Here is a 16,169-nt window from a genome sequence, read left to right as displayed (position 1 = left end):
GTAAATCATGGCTAATGACACTAATAAGCGCTTTTCGCACGCCACGATCGAGAGAAATACCGGGCTGCTGATCATCCTGAGTATTTTGGTGATTTCCTTCGCGGGTCTGGTGCAGATCGTTCCTTTGTTCTTTCAACACTCGACGACGCAGCCCACTGAAGGGATTGAGCCCTACGAGCCTTTGCGACTGATGGGGCGTGACATCTACATCCGTGAAGGGTGTGTGGGCTGTCACTCGCAGCAAATCCGCATGCTGCAATCCGAAGTGCAGCGTTACGGCCCCTATTCGCTGGCAGGGGAGTCCGTCTACGACCACCCCTTCCTGTGGGGTTCCAAACGTACCGGTCCTGATCTGGCTCGCGTCGGTCAGCGCTACAGCGATGAGTGGCACCGCATCCACCTGCGCAATCCACGCAATGTAGTTAAAGAGTCCAATATGCCTGCCTACCCATGGCTGCAGAAAAACTCGGTGGAAGGTGCAAATATCCAGGACCGCATGAAGGTGCTGCGCACCTTGGGCGTGCCCTACACGCAAGAACAAATTGATGCCGCTCCCGAGCAGCTGGTAGGCAAGACCGAAGAAGACGCGGTTGTCGCCTATCTGCAGGGCCTGGGCGTGGCCAGTCGCGACGCAGCTGCCAAGGCTGTGGAGCAGGGGAGCTTCTAAATGGTAGCCATCATCAACGGTGTCATGACTGTTTTGGCGATGGCGACCTTCCTTGGAATTTGCTGGTGGGCGTTCTCTCGGGGACGCCGCCAGGCCAACGAAGAAGCCGCGCTTCTGCCTTTCGCCTTGCCCGACGAGGGAAGCAACGATAAAAACCCTGGGGGTTCCGAATGAGTGACTTTTTTAATAATGGCTGGAGCCTCTGGATTTCCGGCATTGCCTTGCTTGGCATCATATTTTGTTTGTGGTTGCTGTTTACCCAGCGTGCATTTCTGGGCAAAACAGTCGATGTAGAAGAGACCGGTCACGTCTGGGACGGTGATCTGACAGAGCTCAATACACCGGTGCCTCGCTGGTGGACCGTGATGTACATCGGTCTGTGTGTGTTTGCTCTGGGTTATCTGGTGCTGTATCCCGGCCTGGGCAGTTTCAAGGGCACGTTGGGCTTTACCGCGGGTCAGCAGGTCAAACAGCAACAGGCCGAGATCAATGCTCGCCTGGAGCCGGTTTATGCCCGTTACCGTGACATGCCCATCGAAGAGATCGCTCGCGATCAGGAAGCCCGGGAAATCGGCCAGCGCCTGTTTCTGAACAACTGTGCTCAATGCCACGGATCGGATGCCCAAGGTTCCCCCAGCTTTCCCAACCTGGCCAACAAAGCCTGGTTGTGGGGCGGTGAACCCGAGCAGATTCTGCACACCATTACGGAAGGCCGTACCGGCATGATGCCGCCACAAGCCCAGTTCACTCCCGCTGAAGCCTCGGATGTGGCCCAGTACGTGCGCTCCTTGTCTGGCCTGGCAGCAGATCCTTTGCGGCTGGTCGCTGGCAAACGCGTGTATGACAGTGCATGTTTTGCCTGTCACGGCGCTGATGGCAAGGGCAACACCTTGTTGGGCGCCCCTGACCTGACTGATGACTACTGGCTGTATGGCAGTTCCGAAGCCACGATTGTGCAGACAGTCTTGCAGGGCCGCACCAACCAGATGCCGGCACAAAAGGGCACACTGACTCCCGAGCAGATTCGTTTGTTGGCCGGTTGGGTCTGGGGTTTGTCCAATAATGCCGAGCCTGCCCAGGCCAACTAATGTGTTTTAAATTGATCTGACGCCTTCAGGACTTGCAATGAGTAGCGATTCTTCCCAACCCGGCGCTGATAACGCGCAGGGAAATGTGCCCAAGTGGCAACCTCCACGTAACACCAAGGGAGCGGGTGGAACCTCTCCGCAAGTCGAGAAGGCGCTGGTCGATGTACGCAGTAAAATCTATCCACGATCCGTCAAGGGCGTTTTCGCCCGCTGGCGGATCTGGATGGTGTATTTCACGCAGATCATTTTCTATGGTCTGCCCTGGTTGGAATGGCATGGGCGTCAGGCTGTGCTGTTTGACCTGCTGGAGCGCAAGTTCTACATTTTTGGCATGATTCTGTGGCCTCAGGATGTGATCTACCTGACGGTGCTGCTCCTGATATCGGCCTTTTCCCTGTTTCTTTTCACCGCCATGGCAGGCCGCCTGTTCTGTGGCTACGCCTGTCCGCAAACGGTCTACACTGAAATTTTCATGTGGGTCGAGCGCAAGGTGGAAGGGGATCGCCTGGCACGTATCCGCTTGGATGAGCAAGCCTGGAATGCCAGAAAATTACGTCTCAAAGCAACCAAGCACTTTTTGTGGATTGTGATTGCTTTGTGGACCGGCTTTACCTTCATCGGCTATTTTGCGCCTATCCGCGAGCTCGGTGGCGAGCTGATCAATCTGTCTCTGGGACCCTGGCAGTGGTTCTGGCTGTTGTTCTACGCCTTTGCCACCTGGGGTAACGCGGGTTTCATGCGTGAGGCGGTCTGCAAGTACATGTGCCCCTATGCACGCTTTCAAAGCGCCATGGTGGACAGCGATACCTTTGTGGTGACCTACGACTTCGTGCGGGGTGAAACCCGCGGCGGACGATCTCGCAAGATTGACCACAAAGAAGCCGGCATGGGTGACTGTGTGGACTGCAGCCTTTGTGTCCAGGTCTGTCCGACCGGCATTGATATCCGGGACGGGCTGCAATACATGTGCATTGGCTGTGGTGCCTGTGTGGACGTCTGTGATCAGGTGATGGACAAGATGGGGTACGAGAAGGGCCTGATCCGCTATACCTCCGAGCGGGCCATCAAAGAGCGCATGACCCAGTCTCAGGTACGCCGTCGGATGCTGCGCCCGCGTGTGGTGTCGTACATTCTGATTCTGGCCGTAATCTGTGGCGCCTTTGTCTATACCCTGGCCACGCGCACGCCGATGCGGGTTGACGTCATTCGTGATCGCGGTGCCCTGGGCCGTGAAGTGCCGGGGGGCATGATTGAGAACGTGTTCCGTCTGCAGGTGATCAATACCTCGGAAGAGGCTATGGAGCTGCAGTTATCCGTTACCGGGCTGGAAGGGGCGCGCATTCACTTGACCGAGAATGGCCAGGATCATATCCGGGTGGCGCCTGCTGGCAATAGACTGCTGCCTGTCGTGGTGCAAGTCCCAATTAGTAGTGCCAAGCCGGGCCTGTATGATATTTCCATTCAGGCGGTGGGCGAGCACGAGGATGGCCGCAAGACGTACGTGACCGAACGCAGTAGTTTTTACATTCCTCAGTAATTTTATAAAGAGCAAAACATGGACGAATCAAAGGACAGTGGACCCTGGTGGCGTGAGCCGTGGCCCTGGTTGTTGATGGCGGGGCCGGCTCTGGCTATCGTGGGCTGCGTCATTACGATTGTGCTGGCCTTCCAGAATTTCAGTAATCAAGGCATTACCGATGGCGGGGTCAAGCAGGGTCTGGTTGTCAGCAAGGTAGAGTCTGCCCCCGAGCAGCACTAAATGTAGTCGTTTCACCGTTACGCTAGGGTTGAGAGAAGTATGTTTCCGTTCAAGAAGGGGGTACGAATGACCATCCGATCGTTGATGTGGATACTGTGGCCTTCATTCCTGGTTGCCGGGGTGCTCAGTGCAATCGTGTTTGCTTTGGTGGACCCGTTGGACATCGTTGTGCTTGGACATCTGCAAGTAGATCGACTGGCCTTTTATACGGTGGCGTTTTTCCTGTTCTGGCTGGCTGCCGCAGTGGCCTGTGCGCTTAGTTTGTACATGTCCTCCGGTTCGCCTGCGGCATTGGCTGAACCGGCAGATAGTCTGGACTGACCCAAGCTCTGGTCTGGCCATAAAAAAAGCACATGCTAAACAGCATGTGCTTTTTTTTGGGCTTGTTGTCTGGGAACGCGTGCAGGTCGCGCAAGCCTGTCAGGGGCGGCTTACCTGCTTTGCAGTGGAGCCGTCCGGCTTAATCGCATTCGGTGCCGGCCAGCGTGCGCAGGGCAGCCAGATCGAGCAGGTGAACTTCACGTTGGGAAATTTTCAGCAGGCCTTCACGCGCAAAGCGTGAGAACAGGCGGCTGACCGTTTCCAGTGTCAAGCCCAGGAAATTGCCAATTTCTTCGCGGCTCATGCGCAAAATGAATTCGTAGGGGGAGTAGCCAAGCAGCGACAAGCGCTGGGACAGGTTCAGCAAGAAAGCAGCCAGACGCTGCTCGGAACGCAGTCCGGCGAGCGTCAACATCAACTGATGGGCGCGGTTGATTTCCTTGCTCATCAGGCGACGGAATTGTTGCTGCAAGATGGGCAACTGGGCAGAGAGGCGGTCCAGATCATCCAGACGAATGACGCAGACTTCGCTGTCTTCCAAAGCGATGGCATGGGACACATGGCGATTTTCAACCAGGCTGTCCATGCCCAGGATTTCCCCTGGTAACAAAAAGCCCGTAATCTGGATGTGGCCGGTGGAATCTTCCAATTGCATCTTGATTGAGCCAGAGCGCAACCCATAGATTCCTTCGACCGAGTCGGCCAGCCGGAACAGCACGCCGCCTTTCGGGATGCGGATGCGCTCCTTGACCAGTTCGTCCAGCCGCTCCATTTCGTGCTTAGGCATCCCAAGAGGTAGACATACCTCATTGAGCATACAGCTGGAGCAGCGTATGGAGTCAGCAGTAACCGAGATACGTTTTTGCATAAGGAATAATGTCAGATGGCGAAACGCTAAATCTTTGAGTCAAATCAAGTGTAATTGTAGCTTTTTATTGGTTGTTATTCCCGCTAATCCTTAATATGTTTAGTTCTTAAGGCTCGCGGTGCGCAGTAAGCCGCTAGGGACGCCGTGTATGGCGCACTCAGTCTGCCTTTGCCGGGTTGTTGTTTAAAAGCGATCCAAACACTTGAATACTTGGTTTTTGTCCTTATCTTCAATTCATCCTGTTATTTGTTGCGAGATCTGGGCAAACAGTATTGAGTAACTGTTTGCTTTAGCTTATCGCATATTTTCTCAAGTGAAAATTCTATGCGAATCGATAAATTGACAACGAAGTTTCAACAGGCTCTGGCCGATGCGCAGAGCCTGGCTGTTCGCGAAGATAACCCTTACCTCGAACCGGCTCACGTGCTGGTTGCCTTGTTGGCGGATGCGGACTCGGGCACGGGCAGCTTGCTGGCCCGTGCGGGGGTGGCCATTCCCCGTCTGGAAAATGAACTCAATCGTCTGATTTCCAACTTGCCCAAGGTGCAAGGGGCGGAGGGGCAGCAGCAGCTCAGTTCCGCCTTGCAGGCTGCCTTGGCCAAAACCGACAAGGAAGCCGCGCAGCGGGGCGATACCTATATCGCCAGCGAGCTGTTCTTGTTGGCCCTGGCCGATGATAAAGGCGAGACCGGTCGCGCCCTGCGCGATGCCGGTCTGCAGCGCCGTGCGCTTGAAGCGGCCATCGAGGCCGTGCGCGGTGGCAGCAATGTGAATGACGCTGAAGGGGACAGCAACCGGGAAGCGCTGGAAAAGTATACGACTGACCTGACCGAGCGGGCCCGCCTGGGCAAGCTGGACCCGGTGATTGGTCGTGACGACGAAATTCGTCGCACCATCCAGATTCTGCAGCGTCGTACCAAGAACAATCCGGTACTGATTGGTGAGCCCGGGGTGGGCAAGACGGCGATTGTGGAAGGTCTGGCCCAGCGTATCGTGAACAATGAAGTGCCCGAGACCCTGAAGGGCAAGCGTGTCCTGGTGCTGGACCTGGCTGCCTTGCTGGCTGGTGCCAAATATCGTGGTGAGTTTGAGGAACGCCTGAAAGCGGTCTTGAAAGAGCTGTCCAAGGATGATGGCAAAACCATTGTCTTCATTGACGAGCTGCACACCATGGTGGGCGCGGGCAAGGCGGAAGGCGCCATGGACGCGGGCAATATGCTCAAGCCTGCTCTGTCACGGGGCGAGCTGCATTGCATTGGCGCCACGACCTTGAACGAGTACCGCCAGTACATCGAGAAAGACGCCGCCCTGGAGCGTCGCTTCCAGAAAGTGCTGGTCAACGAACCCGATATGGAGTCCACCATTGCGATCCTGCGCGGTTTGCAGGAGCGCTACGAACTGCACCACGGTGTGGCGATTACTGACCCGGCCATTGTGGCGGCGGCCGAGCTGTCGCAGCGTTACATTACGGATCGCTTCCTGCCCGATAAGGCTATCGACCTGATTGACGAGGCGGCAGCCCGCATTCGTATGGAGATCGACTCCAAACCCGAGGTCATGGACAAGCTGGATCGCCGCATTATTCAGTTGAAGATCGAACGCGAAGCAGTTATCAAGGATACAGACGAGGCGTCTCAACGTCGCTTGCAGGCCATCAACGATGAGATGGAAAAGCTGCAGCGCGAGTACAACGACTACGAGGAGGTCTGGAAAGCTGAAAAAGCAGCGGTCCAGGGTTCGCAAGTCGTTAAAGAGGAAATCGAGAAGGTGCGTGCCGAAATGGCCGAGCTGCAACGCAAGGGTCAGTTCGACAAATTGGCCGAGCTGCAATATGGCAAGCTGCCCGAGCTGGAAGAGCGCCTGAAAGCGGCTGAAGCCAATATGGACAAGGCCGATCAGGACAAGCCGCGCCTGTTGCGTACGCAGGTCGGTGCCGAGGAAATCGCGGAAGTGGTTTCGCGTGCAACCGGTATTCCTGTGTCCAAGATGATGCAGGGCGAGCGTGAAAAGCTCTTGCAGATGGAAGACTACCTGCATAAGCGTGTGGTCGGTCAGGGTGAAGCAGTACGGTTGGTGTCGGATGCCATCCGTCGCTCGCGTGCGGGTCTGTCTGATCCGTCCCGCCCATATGGTTCCTTCCTGTTCCTGGGGCCAACTGGTGTGGGTAAGACCGAGTTGACCAAGGCATTGGCCAACTTCCTCTTTGACTCCGAGGATCACATGATTCGTATCGATATGAGCGAATTCATGGAGAAACACTCGGTGGCCCGCTTGATCGGTGCGCCTCCTGGCTACGTGGGCTATGAGGAGGGCGGTTACCTGACCGAGGCCGTGCGTCGCAAACCTTATTCGGTGATTTTGCTGGACGAGGTAGAGAAAGCACACCCCGACGTCTTTAACGTGCTCTTGCAGGTGCTGGACGATGGTCGTTTGACCGATGGCCAGGGCCGTACGGTGGACTTCCGCAACACGGTGATCATCATGACTTCGAACCTGGGTTCGCAGCATATTCAGCGTTTGTCGGGTGAGCCGTACGATGTGATCAAGGAAGTGGTGTGGGAGGAAGTGAAACAGCATTTCCGTCCTGAATTCCTGAACCGCATTGACGAGGTGGTCGTGTTCCACGGTCTGGAGGCAGAGCACATTGAGTCTATTGCGCGCATCCAGCTCGAGCGTTTGGATCAGCGTTTGGCTCAGCGTGACATGCATCTGGAAGTCAGTGATGCTGCCTTGGCGCAATTGGCCAAGGCCGGATTTGACCCCGTGTTTGGCGCACGTCCGTTGAAGCGTGCTATTCAACAGCACATTGAAAATCCGGTGGCACGCCTGATTCTGGAAGGCCGATTTGGTCCTAAAGATGTGGTGCCTGTGGACTGGAAGGATGGCGAGTTCACATTTACGCGCAGCATCCAGTAAAGCAGCATGTGGCTGTGCTGGTAGGAATCAGGTTGTAACACCGCCAGCCAGAGTGCAAAAGAAAAGCGCCTTAGGTAACTAAGGCGCTTTTTCCTTGGGTGCCCCGTTCGCAGATACACTGGTGAGAACAGATTGAGCGGATCCCTGAAAGAGGGGGGCGGTCGCCATCCTCGTATCGGCTCTGGGGGCCGAACCGACGAACGGACACTTGCATAATCGCTGTTCAAGCTCGGGGAAGCTGTTTGGGTGCCAACTTCTTTACTGTGCGCGTGTCCGGAGGGACTTGTTCGATCAAGCGGACTTTGGAGCAGCCGCCGGGGGAGGCGTCAGGTCCAGTTCATCCTTGCCATAGAACTTCACGCCGATCTCGATGCGCGGGCGGCCCTGGGATCGACGGTGGCGGTTGGTGTCCCGCAGCGAATACACACAGCCGCAGTATTCCTGTTGATAGAAGTTCTCGCGCTTGCTGATTTCCAGCATGCGTTGCGAGCCGCCGCCTTTGCGCCAGTTATAAGTCCAGTACTTCATCTCCGGGTAACGGGCTGCGGCCCGTTCGCCGCAATCGTTGATCTGGTTCATGTCTTTCCAGCGCGAAATACCCAAGACGCTGGAAATAACGTCGTAGCCATGCTCATGGGCGTACAGGGCCGTGCGCTCAAAACGCATGTCAAAGCAGACCGTGCAGCGCTCGCCACGCTCAGGCGCGTGTTCCAGGCCACGTACGCGTTCAAACCAGTTGTCCACGTCGTAGTCGGCGTCAATGAACTCGATGCCGTGCTGCTGGGCAAAGCGGATATTTTCCTGTTTGCGCAACTCGTACTCGCGCACGGGGTGAATATTGGGGTTGTAGAAGAAAACGGTGTATTCGATCCCTGAGGCGTGCAGTGCCTCCATGACCTCGCCTGAACAGGGGGCACAGCAAGAATGCAACAGCAGTTTCTCGCGTTTTTCCGGCAGGGTTAAAACGGGGCGATTGAGCTGAGTGGACATGAATCTGAATCCGGGAAAAACGGCGTGCCGAGTTGGCCGCACAATAAATCGATGTGCCTATTGTAGATTCTTGGCAATATTTAGTGAAATCAATCTGTTGCCTTAGTACCCCAGTACTTCGTCCCAGAGTCGGGTGACCGCTTGTCGCTCCCGAGTCAGCTCGGTGAGGGGGACACGCGCTTTTTCCGCTCCCTCCAGGCGCAGGGCGTGCTGGCGGCGGCGCAACGCGCGATAGGCATCGGCCACGTCCTGGGCGTGGTCCACGGCAATCAGACCAGCTTGCGCAGCTATGCCCAGCAAGGCGATATTGCCCAGATTTTCCAGCAGCCTGGGGTGTTCACGGCTATAGCACAGCACCAGATACTGGGTGATGAACTCCACGTCCACCATGCCACCACGGTCGTGCTTGAGGTCAAATAGTTCGCTGCGATTAGGGTGCCCGGCACTGATCTTGTCACGCATATCCAGAATGTCCGCGCGCAATTTACGACGGTCGCGCTCCATCAGCAAGATGGAGCGGCGGATTTCGTCAAACCGTTGTTTGATCTGCGTATCGCCCGTGACAAAGCGGGCGCGAGTGATGGCTTGATGCTCCCACGACCAGGCGCTGCGGGTTTGGTATTGTTCAAAGGCATCCACGCTGACGGCCAGCAAACCAGCATCGCCATCCGGGCGCAATCGCAGGTCAATATCATAGAGCCGACCGGAGGAGGTCATCGCTGACAACCAACTGGTCATGCGGCGCGCCAGCTTGATGTAGCGCTCTACATTGTCCTGGCTGGGGTCGTCGTACAAAAACACCAGATCCAGGTCCGAGGCGTAGCCGATTTCCTTGCCGCCCAGCTTGCCATAGGCAATAACCGCGAAACGTGGCGGGGTGTCGTGTTCAGGGCCCAGGCTGCGGGGGCGCGTCAGGGGCCAGGTGCGTTCCAATGTCTCCGCCAGCATCATATCGGCCAGGGCTGAGAGCTGGTCAGCCAGCGCCTCAACCGTCAGCACGCCCTCCAGATCCTGGGCCAGCAACTGGAAGGTGATCTGATGCTGCCAGTCCCGCATCATGTTCATTTGCTGTTCCACATCGGCCTGCCCGTCGGGCAGTCGGCAGGCGTCCAGGTCCCGACGCATTTGCTCGGACAGCGCGGGAAAGTCGGGAATTTCCATCAGTGAATGCCATTCGATCAGGCTATCGAGCAGCAGGGGGTATTGCGCCAGATATTGGGCGGCCCACGGACTGGCAGAGACGATCCGGGCGACACGGGCCAGGGTGTCGGGGTACTCGGCCAGCAAGGCCAGATAGGCGCTGCGCTGGGCAATCAGCTCGATGAGATTAAATAGCCGGGTGGCGGTCACTTCCGGGTGTTCCGAGCGGTAGGCGTAGTCCTCGGCCAAGGGAATCAGACGCTGCACGCGGTCCAGGCTGGCATTGGGCAGGCTGCGCAGACGGTGGCTGTTCAGCAGCGCCTGACGCAACTGTTCAATGCGCTGCTGCAAGGCCTGATCTTGCTGGGCGCTGATTTCCGCGACCGGGGGGGCGGCCGCAGCGGGCTCGGCGCTTGCTTCTTCGCCCATGCCTGCCAGGCGAAAAGCGTTGCGGAAGGTATGCGAGACAAATTTTCTGTGCTGGCCCAGCTGCGCATCAAACTCGGCTAGGCTCAGCCCCAGCGTGGCAGCCAGCTCGCTGCGCAACGCATCGTCCTGCGGCAGCAAATGAGTCTGCTCGTCCTCCCGATACTGCAAGCGGTGTTCGACCCGTCGCAAGAAGGTGTAGGCCGCCAGCAGTTGGTCGCAGACTTCCTGATCGAGCAGGCCAGCCGCGCATTGGCCTTCCAAGGCCTTGTGCAGACTGGGTGTTTGCAAGGAAGGCTGTCGGCCACCACGTATCAGCTGATTGAGCTGGACCACGAATTCGATCTCCCGAATACCGCCATCGCCCAGCTTGATGTTGTGCCAGGTTTCCACGCCATTGCGATTCAGGGCCCGGCGTGTCCAGTCCTGGCGAATTCGTTCCCGCAAGCCGCGCAGGGCAGACAAGGCATCAAAATCGAAGTACTTGCGGTAAACAAAGGGCGTACGCAAGGCCTCGAAGTGATGGATATCGGCCGCACAGCGGCTGCCTTCAAACGCCTGTGCCTTGATGGGCCGTGCTTTGATCCAGGCGTAGCGTTCCCATTCCCGTCCCTGGTTGACCAGATAATTCTCCAGCGCCTGCATACTCCAGGCCAGTGGTCCGGAGTCGCCATCCGGTCGCAGACGCAGGTCGGTGCGAAACACCTGTCCAAAAGCATCGGTATCGGACAGCACGGGCATCATGCGCTGGGTGACCTTGCCGTAGAACTCATGATGACTCAGCGGGCGGCGACCCTCGGTTTCGCCGTCTTCGTCGTAGAGCATGATCAGATCAATATCCGAGGAGACGTTTAATTCCCCCCCGCCCAGCTTGCCCATACCCAGAATAATCATTTCCTGGGGCAGGCCAGTGTGCGGATTTTTTGGGGTGCCGTGCATCTCGGCCAGTTGCCTTGCCACGGTTTCATAGGCCTGCGCCACTGCCAGATCGGCCAGGCTGCTCATGGCCAGCATGACTTCTTCAAGCGGAGCCAGGCCATTGATATCCCGGATCATCAGCACCAGAAAGACGCGTTCCCGCAGTTGACGCAAGGCCTGGCGCACTTGTGCCAGGCGATCATTGTCGGGCTCTGGCAGTAAAGTCCGATACCATTGAGCAATGAGAGCGGGGGTGACAGGGTGCTGGGCCTGCTCTTGCAGCCAGGTGCCAAATTGTGGCTGAGCGTTTACTTTTCGACGCAAGGGGCCGGACCATTGCATCACGGGCTTCAATATAATGGACTGGCTCATACGATAAGCGGTTTTTCGGAGAAGGGAAGACGGCAAGTGGGATCACTTGTCTGACTGGGCCGGAAATGGCCGCATTTAACTATACTCGGGAATTGAATGCATGGTAGTTCGAGGGCTTGTGCGACTGGCGCTATTGCTCTATTTTGCGCTGATGCTGGGCCTGGTTGGCGTGCGCTACCTGCTCGTTCCCCAACTGGATAATCTGCGTCCGTATCTGGAGCAGAAAATCACCGAGCAAACCGGCCTGCACGTCCAGATGCACGAGTTAAAAGGCAGCTGGCAGGGCTGGAACCCGCATCTGTCCATAACCCAGCTGTCCGTGACCGAACCGGGCCAGGCGCCTATGTTGCAGTTGCCCAGCTTGCAGGCCGTCATCAGCTGGAAGTCGCTCTTTAGCGGCTCGCTGCAGCTGCGCCAGCTCGATGTGCAGGGTTTGACCATACCCATACGGCGCGATTCCCAGGGCCAGATTCTGGTGATGGGACAAAGGCTGGATATGAACGACGATAGCGTCGATACCAGCCCCCAGGCCTGGCAAGGTCCGGTTCGTTGGCTGCTGCAACAGCGGGGCGTTCGTATCCAGGGTACTTCCTTGCAATGGCAGGATGATTTGCGGGGCGCACCGGCCTTGAATCTGCCGTCCATTGAACTGCAGATCGGCTATCGCCAGGGCTGGCATGAGGTCAGTCTGGCCACGGCCTTGCCGACCAATCTGGGCGAGTCCGTCGCCCTGGCCTTGCGGGTGCAAGGCCAGCGTCGTTTGCCCGAGCATGTGGACGTGATGGGCTTGCCCTGGGAAATGACGGTGCAGGCCAAGGCAGTGGATACGCCGGCCTTGCGTCCCTGGTTGGACATCCCTGCGGCTCTGGACAGGGCTTGGGTGGATCTGCATGCCCAAGCCAGCCAAGCCGACGCGGCCCCGTCCATTCAGATGCAACTGTTGGCTCAACTGCGTGATCTTGCCGTGCGCACCGAGCATGAGGAGCGGGTCCAGCTGGAGCATGCCGTTGTGGAGCTGGAAGGCAGCCTGAGCGATATGCAGGCCTTGGTCCAGGGCAAAGCCAGTGACGATGTGCAGTGGGCGGTGACGATGGATGGCTTGGGCTTGCGGATACCAGACCTGTTTGCTCAGCATGTGGGTGTGGATCAGCTAAAAGCGCAGGGCACAGCACATCGCGATGAGCTGGCCAGACTGGGCCTGAATACGATGATGGTAAATGTGCGCAATGCGGATCTGGATGCGCAACTGTCCGGCAACTGGCGTGAGGACGGCCAGTTTGAGGCCGGTGTGGCGGATTGGACAGGGCAATTCCAGTACCTGAATCTGGCCGCTTTAGTGAACTATCTGCCCTTGACGGTGAATCCTCTGGCGCGTGAATGGATGCAGGCGGGGCTGGTGCAAGGCGCTGTCACCCAGGGCACGATTCGGCTACGGGGCGGGCTGGATACCTTTCCCTACGGTCTGAATCCGGAGGATGGTCAGTTTGAAGTGGCCGGTGCGCTGGATAAGGGGATTGTGGATTATCAGCCGGCCCGCCCCCAGCGTCTGGCCTGGCCTCGGCTGGAAGGCGTGCAGGGCAGCATTCGCATGCATAACGACAATCTGGATATTCTGGCGCAGCAGGCTCGCATGCCTATTGCCCAGCAGCAGGATATCGTCATGCGTGATATTCAGACCCACATTCGCTCCCTGGAGCAAGACAGTGTCTTGACCCTGGAAGGGGTGTCGCAGGCGCCGGCCGGCAGTTATCTGGCCTTGGTGCATCAGTCTCCCTTGAATGATCTGTTAGATGGGTTGCTGGCTGACAGCCGGGTGATGGGAGACTGGACGGTGCCCATCACATTGCAGATTCCTTTGGACAATGCCGACGATGCGCAGGTCCAGGGCCTGATCCAGATGAAGGATGGCAAGTTTCAGTTCATGCCCGAGGCTCCCCCTTTGACGGCATTGAAAGGGGAGCTGGCCTTTAATGAGAAGGGGGTCAGCGCCCAGACCTTGACGGGCAGGCTGCTGGGAGGAGATGCGCAGATCCAGGGAATACTGGAGCCAGGTAGGCCTGGCCTGCGCCTGAGCGGCACCCTGACCTCGCAAGGCCTGGAGCAGTATCTGGGGTTGAAAGGCTTGCAGCGTCTGCAGGGTCAGACAGCCTATAGCGTGCTGATGAAACTGGATGCCAAGGGAGCGTTTTCCTTGGGGGCAGAGTCCGACCTGAAGGGGCTGGCATTGAATTTGCCCGAACCTTTTCAGAAGCCGGCTGAACGGGCAGCCCAATTGAAAGCGGACTGGAGCAGTGATTCTGCCGCCAAAATGGATCGCTTGCAGATCATTCTGAGAGACAGGCAGACCTTTTTGCTCAATTTGCTCCACGCTCAAGGCTCGCGCCAGGGCAGCTACTTCCACAGTGGCAGCATGGGAACGCCAGAATGGGTGACATGGCCTCGACGTGGTCTGGAACTGCGTAGTCGCTACGATCGCATGGATCTGGATGCGTGGGAACAGGTGGTTCAGGAGTTTGGCCAGAATCTGGATGGCAGTCCCGTGGCCCCTTCCGCTCGTCCTTTGCTGCCCTTGCTGGAACGGGTGCAGCTGAATGCAGACCAGGCATGGTTACGGGGACAGAGGCTGGATCAGCTGGAGCTGCAAAGCAACGAGGATGCCGCAGGCAGGGTGTCCCTGCGCTTGAAGGCCCGGCAGGCCCAGGGGCAGGTGCAGGCGCAGCATCGTGATGGTCGTTATACCGGTTTGTTTAACGCCCATTTTTCCCATTTGCATATTGATGGTCAGCGGCCCGATTGGGCGTGGCCCGATGCCGATGTGCCGACGGAAGATGATTTGAGCCTGCCGGCTATCTCGCTGAAGGTGGATGACCTGCAGATTCAGGGCATACGGTTTGGCACCTTGCAAGCCATGGGTAAGCCGGCGGGCGCCGGGGCCACGTGGCGGCTGGAGAATTTTTCGCTTAGCGCTCAGGGCATGCATTTGCAGGGCTCGGGTTCCCTGGCCTTGCGCGGGCCCCAGCGCGGTCTGGAGCTGATTGCCAATAGTCAGGTGGCTAATCTGGGTGAGTTTGTGGATGTGAGTGGCTTGCTGACCGAGTCGATCAAGAATGGGGACGGGACCATACAGGCCGCCTTGTTCTGGAGCGATTTCCCCTGGTCGCGCGACAAGCGCAATATCAGCGGCCAGTTTAACGTGGACCTGAAAAAAGGGCGCTTTATCAGTTTGAACTCACGCTCGGCAAAACTGTTGGAGTTGCTCAGCTTGCAGTCCATCTCGCGCCTGAGCCGGCTTGACCTGGATTTGTTCGGGGCGGTGAAAGACGGTTTTGCTTTTGATAGTCTCACCGGACGCATGAATCTGTCTCAGGGCAAGCTGGAGTTGGACAATTACCAGATTAAGGGGCCAGCCGGGGAGATCAAGCTGAAAGGCTGGATCGACATCAAGGATGAAACCCTGGATCTGATTGCGGTGGTCAGCCCGAATCTGGACATGAGCGGGGCAGCAATTGCGGCGTACTTTGCTGTCAATCCGATGGTGGGGGTAGGGGCCATGCTGACCCAGTGGTTGATGCAGGTGCCGATGAGCAGTCACTTGTCCGTCACTTATGCAGTGAGCGGCAAGGTAGATGATCCCCAGCTCAAAGAGCTGGACGCCCCGGCTGTGAATACGGCTGGAAAAGACAAGCAGCCCCGGATTGAGCCTTGATTGCCACGATCGGCTTTCCAGGCGCCTGGCATGATGCCCGGTAAGCCTGGCGATGGTTTTTGGGGGCCGTTTCCCTTGTGTGAGCTGGTTTTTGTAGGGCAGGCCGATGCGCGTGAGAAGACTGAAGCAATGTGGAGCCTTGCTGTTTTTGGCAGGATGGGTTTTCAAGGGGGCGGCAGCCAGTCCTCACTCTGTCGTGCAGACTGCGCAAATGCTCGAACAATCCTTAGGCGCTCGTGTCGGTTTGGCGGTGCTCGATACGGCGGACGGGCATGTATGGCAGTACCGGGCCAATGAACGATTTCCCATGGCCAGCACCAGCAAGCTAGTGATCTGTGCGGCTTTGCTGGCCGGAGGGCCAGGCACCATGAAGGCGGCCTGGCGGGTCAGGCAGGAGGCTGTCCTGTCTTATGCCCCCACTACCAAAGATCGGGTGGGTGAGCAGATACCGGCGGATCAATTATGTGCGATCACGATGCGCAACAGCGACAACACGGCTGCCAATGGGGTCCTGGAGATTCTTGGCGGGCCCGCGGCCGTCACTTCTTTCCTGCGTAGCGTGGGCGATACGGTGACGCGTCTGGATCGCAATGAGCCCAGCTTGAATGAAGCCGCGCCCGGCGACCCGCGTGACACGACCAGCCCTTATGCCATGGTGCAGACCTTGCATCGTCTGGCCCTGGGCGATGCACTGAAAGCAGCGGGCCGCGATCAGCTGATTGGCTGGCTACGTCGTAACGAAGTGGGTGGACCCTTGTTGCGGGCTGGCGTCCCTGAACGCTGGGCGGTGGCGGACCGAACCGGGGCAGCGGCTTACGGCACACGCGGTGTCGTGGCGGTGATGTGGCCCCCTGAACGCGCGCCGCTGGTGGCTGCCGTCTACATTACGGAAACCCAGGCTTCTATGGATGAGCGCAACGCGGCCATCGCCACGATTGGCAAGGCTATTGCAGCGGCGGTGGAACAGAAAGCGCAGCCCTGATCACCGGGCAGGCACC

General features: G+C 57.8%; 12 protein-coding genes. 9 read left to right on the top strand and 3 right to left on the bottom strand.

Going from position 1 to position 16,169, the window contains the following annotated elements; all coding sequences use genetic code 11:
- Positions 1 to 7: 7 nt before the first annotated feature.
- The 6 genes from ccoO (at position 8) to ACOZ42_RS10410 (ending at position 3,835) form a co-directional block, all read left to right on the top strand.
- Entirely contained in the window at positions 8 to 667 is a 660-nt protein-coding gene (gene ccoO, locus ACOZ42_RS10435; RefSeq protein WP_003799225.1) for a cytochrome-c oxidase, cbb3-type subunit II, read from the top strand.
- On the top strand, positions 668 to 841 hold the full coding sequence (locus ACOZ42_RS10430; RefSeq protein ID WP_003799228.1) for a CcoQ/FixQ family Cbb3-type cytochrome c oxidase assembly chaperone: 174 nt from the start codon (positions 668 to 670) through the stop codon (positions 839 to 841). It abuts the gene before it with no gap.
- Complete coding sequence (gene ccoP, locus ACOZ42_RS10425; protein WP_059318834.1) at positions 838 to 1,755, top strand: cytochrome-c oxidase, cbb3-type subunit III; 918 nt, start codon at positions 838 to 840, stop codon at positions 1,753 to 1,755. The genes ACOZ42_RS10430 and ccoP overlap by 4 nt, the downstream gene beginning before the upstream one ends.
- Before the next feature lie 37 nt (positions 1,756 to 1,792).
- Complete coding sequence (gene ccoG / locus ACOZ42_RS10420; RefSeq protein ID WP_003799232.1) at positions 1,793 to 3,292, top strand: cytochrome c oxidase accessory protein CcoG; 1,500 nt, start codon at positions 1,793 to 1,795, stop codon at positions 3,290 to 3,292.
- Positions 3,293 to 3,310: 18 nt separating this feature from the next.
- Positions 3,311 to 3,514: a FixH family protein gene (locus tag ACOZ42_RS10415; RefSeq protein ID WP_003799234.1), complete on the top strand. Its 204-nt coding sequence runs from the start codon at positions 3,311 to 3,313 to the stop codon at positions 3,512 to 3,514.
- A 66-nt stretch (positions 3,515 to 3,580) separates the two neighbouring features.
- Positions 3,581 to 3,835, top strand: a complete 255-nt coding sequence (locus ACOZ42_RS10410; RefSeq protein ID WP_426345110.1) for a hypothetical protein — start codon at positions 3,581 to 3,583, stop codon at positions 3,833 to 3,835.
- A 139-nt stretch (positions 3,836 to 3,974) separates the two neighbouring features.
- Here the strand turns inward: ACOZ42_RS10410 and ACOZ42_RS10405 are convergent, their stop codons facing one another.
- The gene (locus tag ACOZ42_RS10405; protein WP_003799238.1) at positions 3,975 to 4,703 is read right to left on the bottom strand and encodes a helix-turn-helix domain-containing protein; all 729 of its coding nucleotides are present in this window, start codon (positions 4,701 to 4,703) and stop codon (positions 3,975 to 3,977) included.
- A 324-nt stretch (positions 4,704 to 5,027) separates the two neighbouring features.
- Between ACOZ42_RS10405 and clpB the strand changes: the two genes are divergently transcribed.
- On the top strand, positions 5,028 to 7,619 hold the full coding sequence (gene clpB / locus ACOZ42_RS10400) for an ATP-dependent chaperone ClpB (protein ID WP_003799240.1): 2,592 nt from the start codon (positions 5,028 to 5,030) through the stop codon (positions 7,617 to 7,619).
- Positions 7,620 to 7,910: 291 nt separating this feature from the next.
- Here clpB and ACOZ42_RS10395 read toward each other — a convergent pair whose 3' ends face one another.
- Positions 7,911 to 8,609 carry an epoxyqueuosine reductase QueH gene (locus ACOZ42_RS10395; protein WP_003799242.1) on the bottom strand — a complete coding sequence of 233 codons (699 nt, stop codon included), beginning with the start codon at positions 8,607 to 8,609 and terminating at the stop codon, positions 7,911 to 7,913.
- 102 nt (positions 8,610 to 8,711) lie between these two features.
- The gene (gene glnE, locus ACOZ42_RS10390; protein WP_003799245.1) at positions 8,712 to 11,465 is read right to left on the bottom strand and encodes a bifunctional [glutamate--ammonia ligase]-adenylyl-L-tyrosine phosphorylase/[glutamate--ammonia-ligase] adenylyltransferase; all 2,754 of its coding nucleotides are present in this window, start codon (positions 11,463 to 11,465) and stop codon (positions 8,712 to 8,714) included.
- 100 nt (positions 11,466 to 11,565) lie between these two features.
- On the opposite strand from glnE, the gene ACOZ42_RS10385 reads away from it, so the two are divergent.
- Positions 11,566 to 15,171 carry a YhdP family protein gene (locus tag ACOZ42_RS10385; RefSeq protein ID WP_426345109.1) on the top strand — a complete coding sequence of 1,202 codons (3,606 nt, stop codon included), beginning with the start codon at positions 11,566 to 11,568 and terminating at the stop codon, positions 15,169 to 15,171.
- A gap of 211 nt (positions 15,172 to 15,382) precedes the next feature.
- On the top strand, positions 15,383 to 16,153 hold the full coding sequence (bla, locus tag ACOZ42_RS10380) for a class A beta-lactamase (RefSeq protein WP_426345108.1): 771 nt from the start codon (positions 15,383 to 15,385) through the stop codon (positions 16,151 to 16,153).
- Positions 16,154 to 16,169 lie beyond the last annotated feature (16 nt).

The sequence above is a fragment of the Alcaligenes sp. HNGD-HTN06 genome (genome assembly GCF_049932565.1).
Lineage (GTDB): Bacteria > Pseudomonadota > Gammaproteobacteria > Burkholderiales > Burkholderiaceae_B > Alcaligenes > Alcaligenes ammonioxydans.
This window is presented reverse-complemented; position numbering and strand designations above follow the sequence as displayed.

Bases quoted from the DNA above. Each gene is read 5' to 3' on its own strand.
- ccoO (WP_003799225.1), top strand. From the start codon at position 8: ATGGCTAATGACACTAATAAGCGCTTTTCGCACGCCACGATCGAGAGA.
- ACOZ42_RS10430 (WP_003799228.1), top strand. From the start codon at position 668: ATGGTAGCCATCATCAACGGTGTCATGACTGTTTTGGCGATGGCGACC.
- ccoP (WP_059318834.1), top strand. From the start codon at position 838: ATGAGTGACTTTTTTAATAATGGCTGGAGCCTCTGGATTTCCGGCATT.
- ccoG (WP_003799232.1), top strand. From the start codon at position 1,793: ATGAGTAGCGATTCTTCCCAACCCGGCGCTGATAACGCGCAGGGAAAT.
- ACOZ42_RS10415 (WP_003799234.1), top strand. From the start codon at position 3,311: ATGGACGAATCAAAGGACAGTGGACCCTGGTGGCGTGAGCCGTGGCCC.
- ACOZ42_RS10410 (WP_426345110.1), top strand. From the start codon at position 3,581: ATGACCATCCGATCGTTGATGTGGATACTGTGGCCTTCATTCCTGGTT.
- ACOZ42_RS10405 (WP_003799238.1), bottom strand. From the start codon at position 4,703: ATGCAAAAACGTATCTCGGTTACTGCTGACTCCATACGCTGCTCCAGC.
- clpB (WP_003799240.1), top strand. From the start codon at position 5,028: ATGCGAATCGATAAATTGACAACGAAGTTTCAACAGGCTCTGGCCGAT.
- ACOZ42_RS10395 (WP_003799242.1), bottom strand. From the start codon at position 8,609: ATGTCCACTCAGCTCAATCGCCCCGTTTTAACCCTGCCGGAAAAACGC.
- glnE (WP_003799245.1), bottom strand. From the start codon at position 11,465: ATGAGCCAGTCCATTATATTGAAGCCCGTGATGCAATGGTCCGGCCCC.
- ACOZ42_RS10385 (WP_426345109.1), top strand. From the start codon at position 11,566: ATGGTAGTTCGAGGGCTTGTGCGACTGGCGCTATTGCTCTATTTTGCG.
- bla (WP_426345108.1), top strand. From the start codon at position 15,383: ATGCTCGAACAATCCTTAGGCGCTCGTGTCGGTTTGGCGGTGCTCGAT.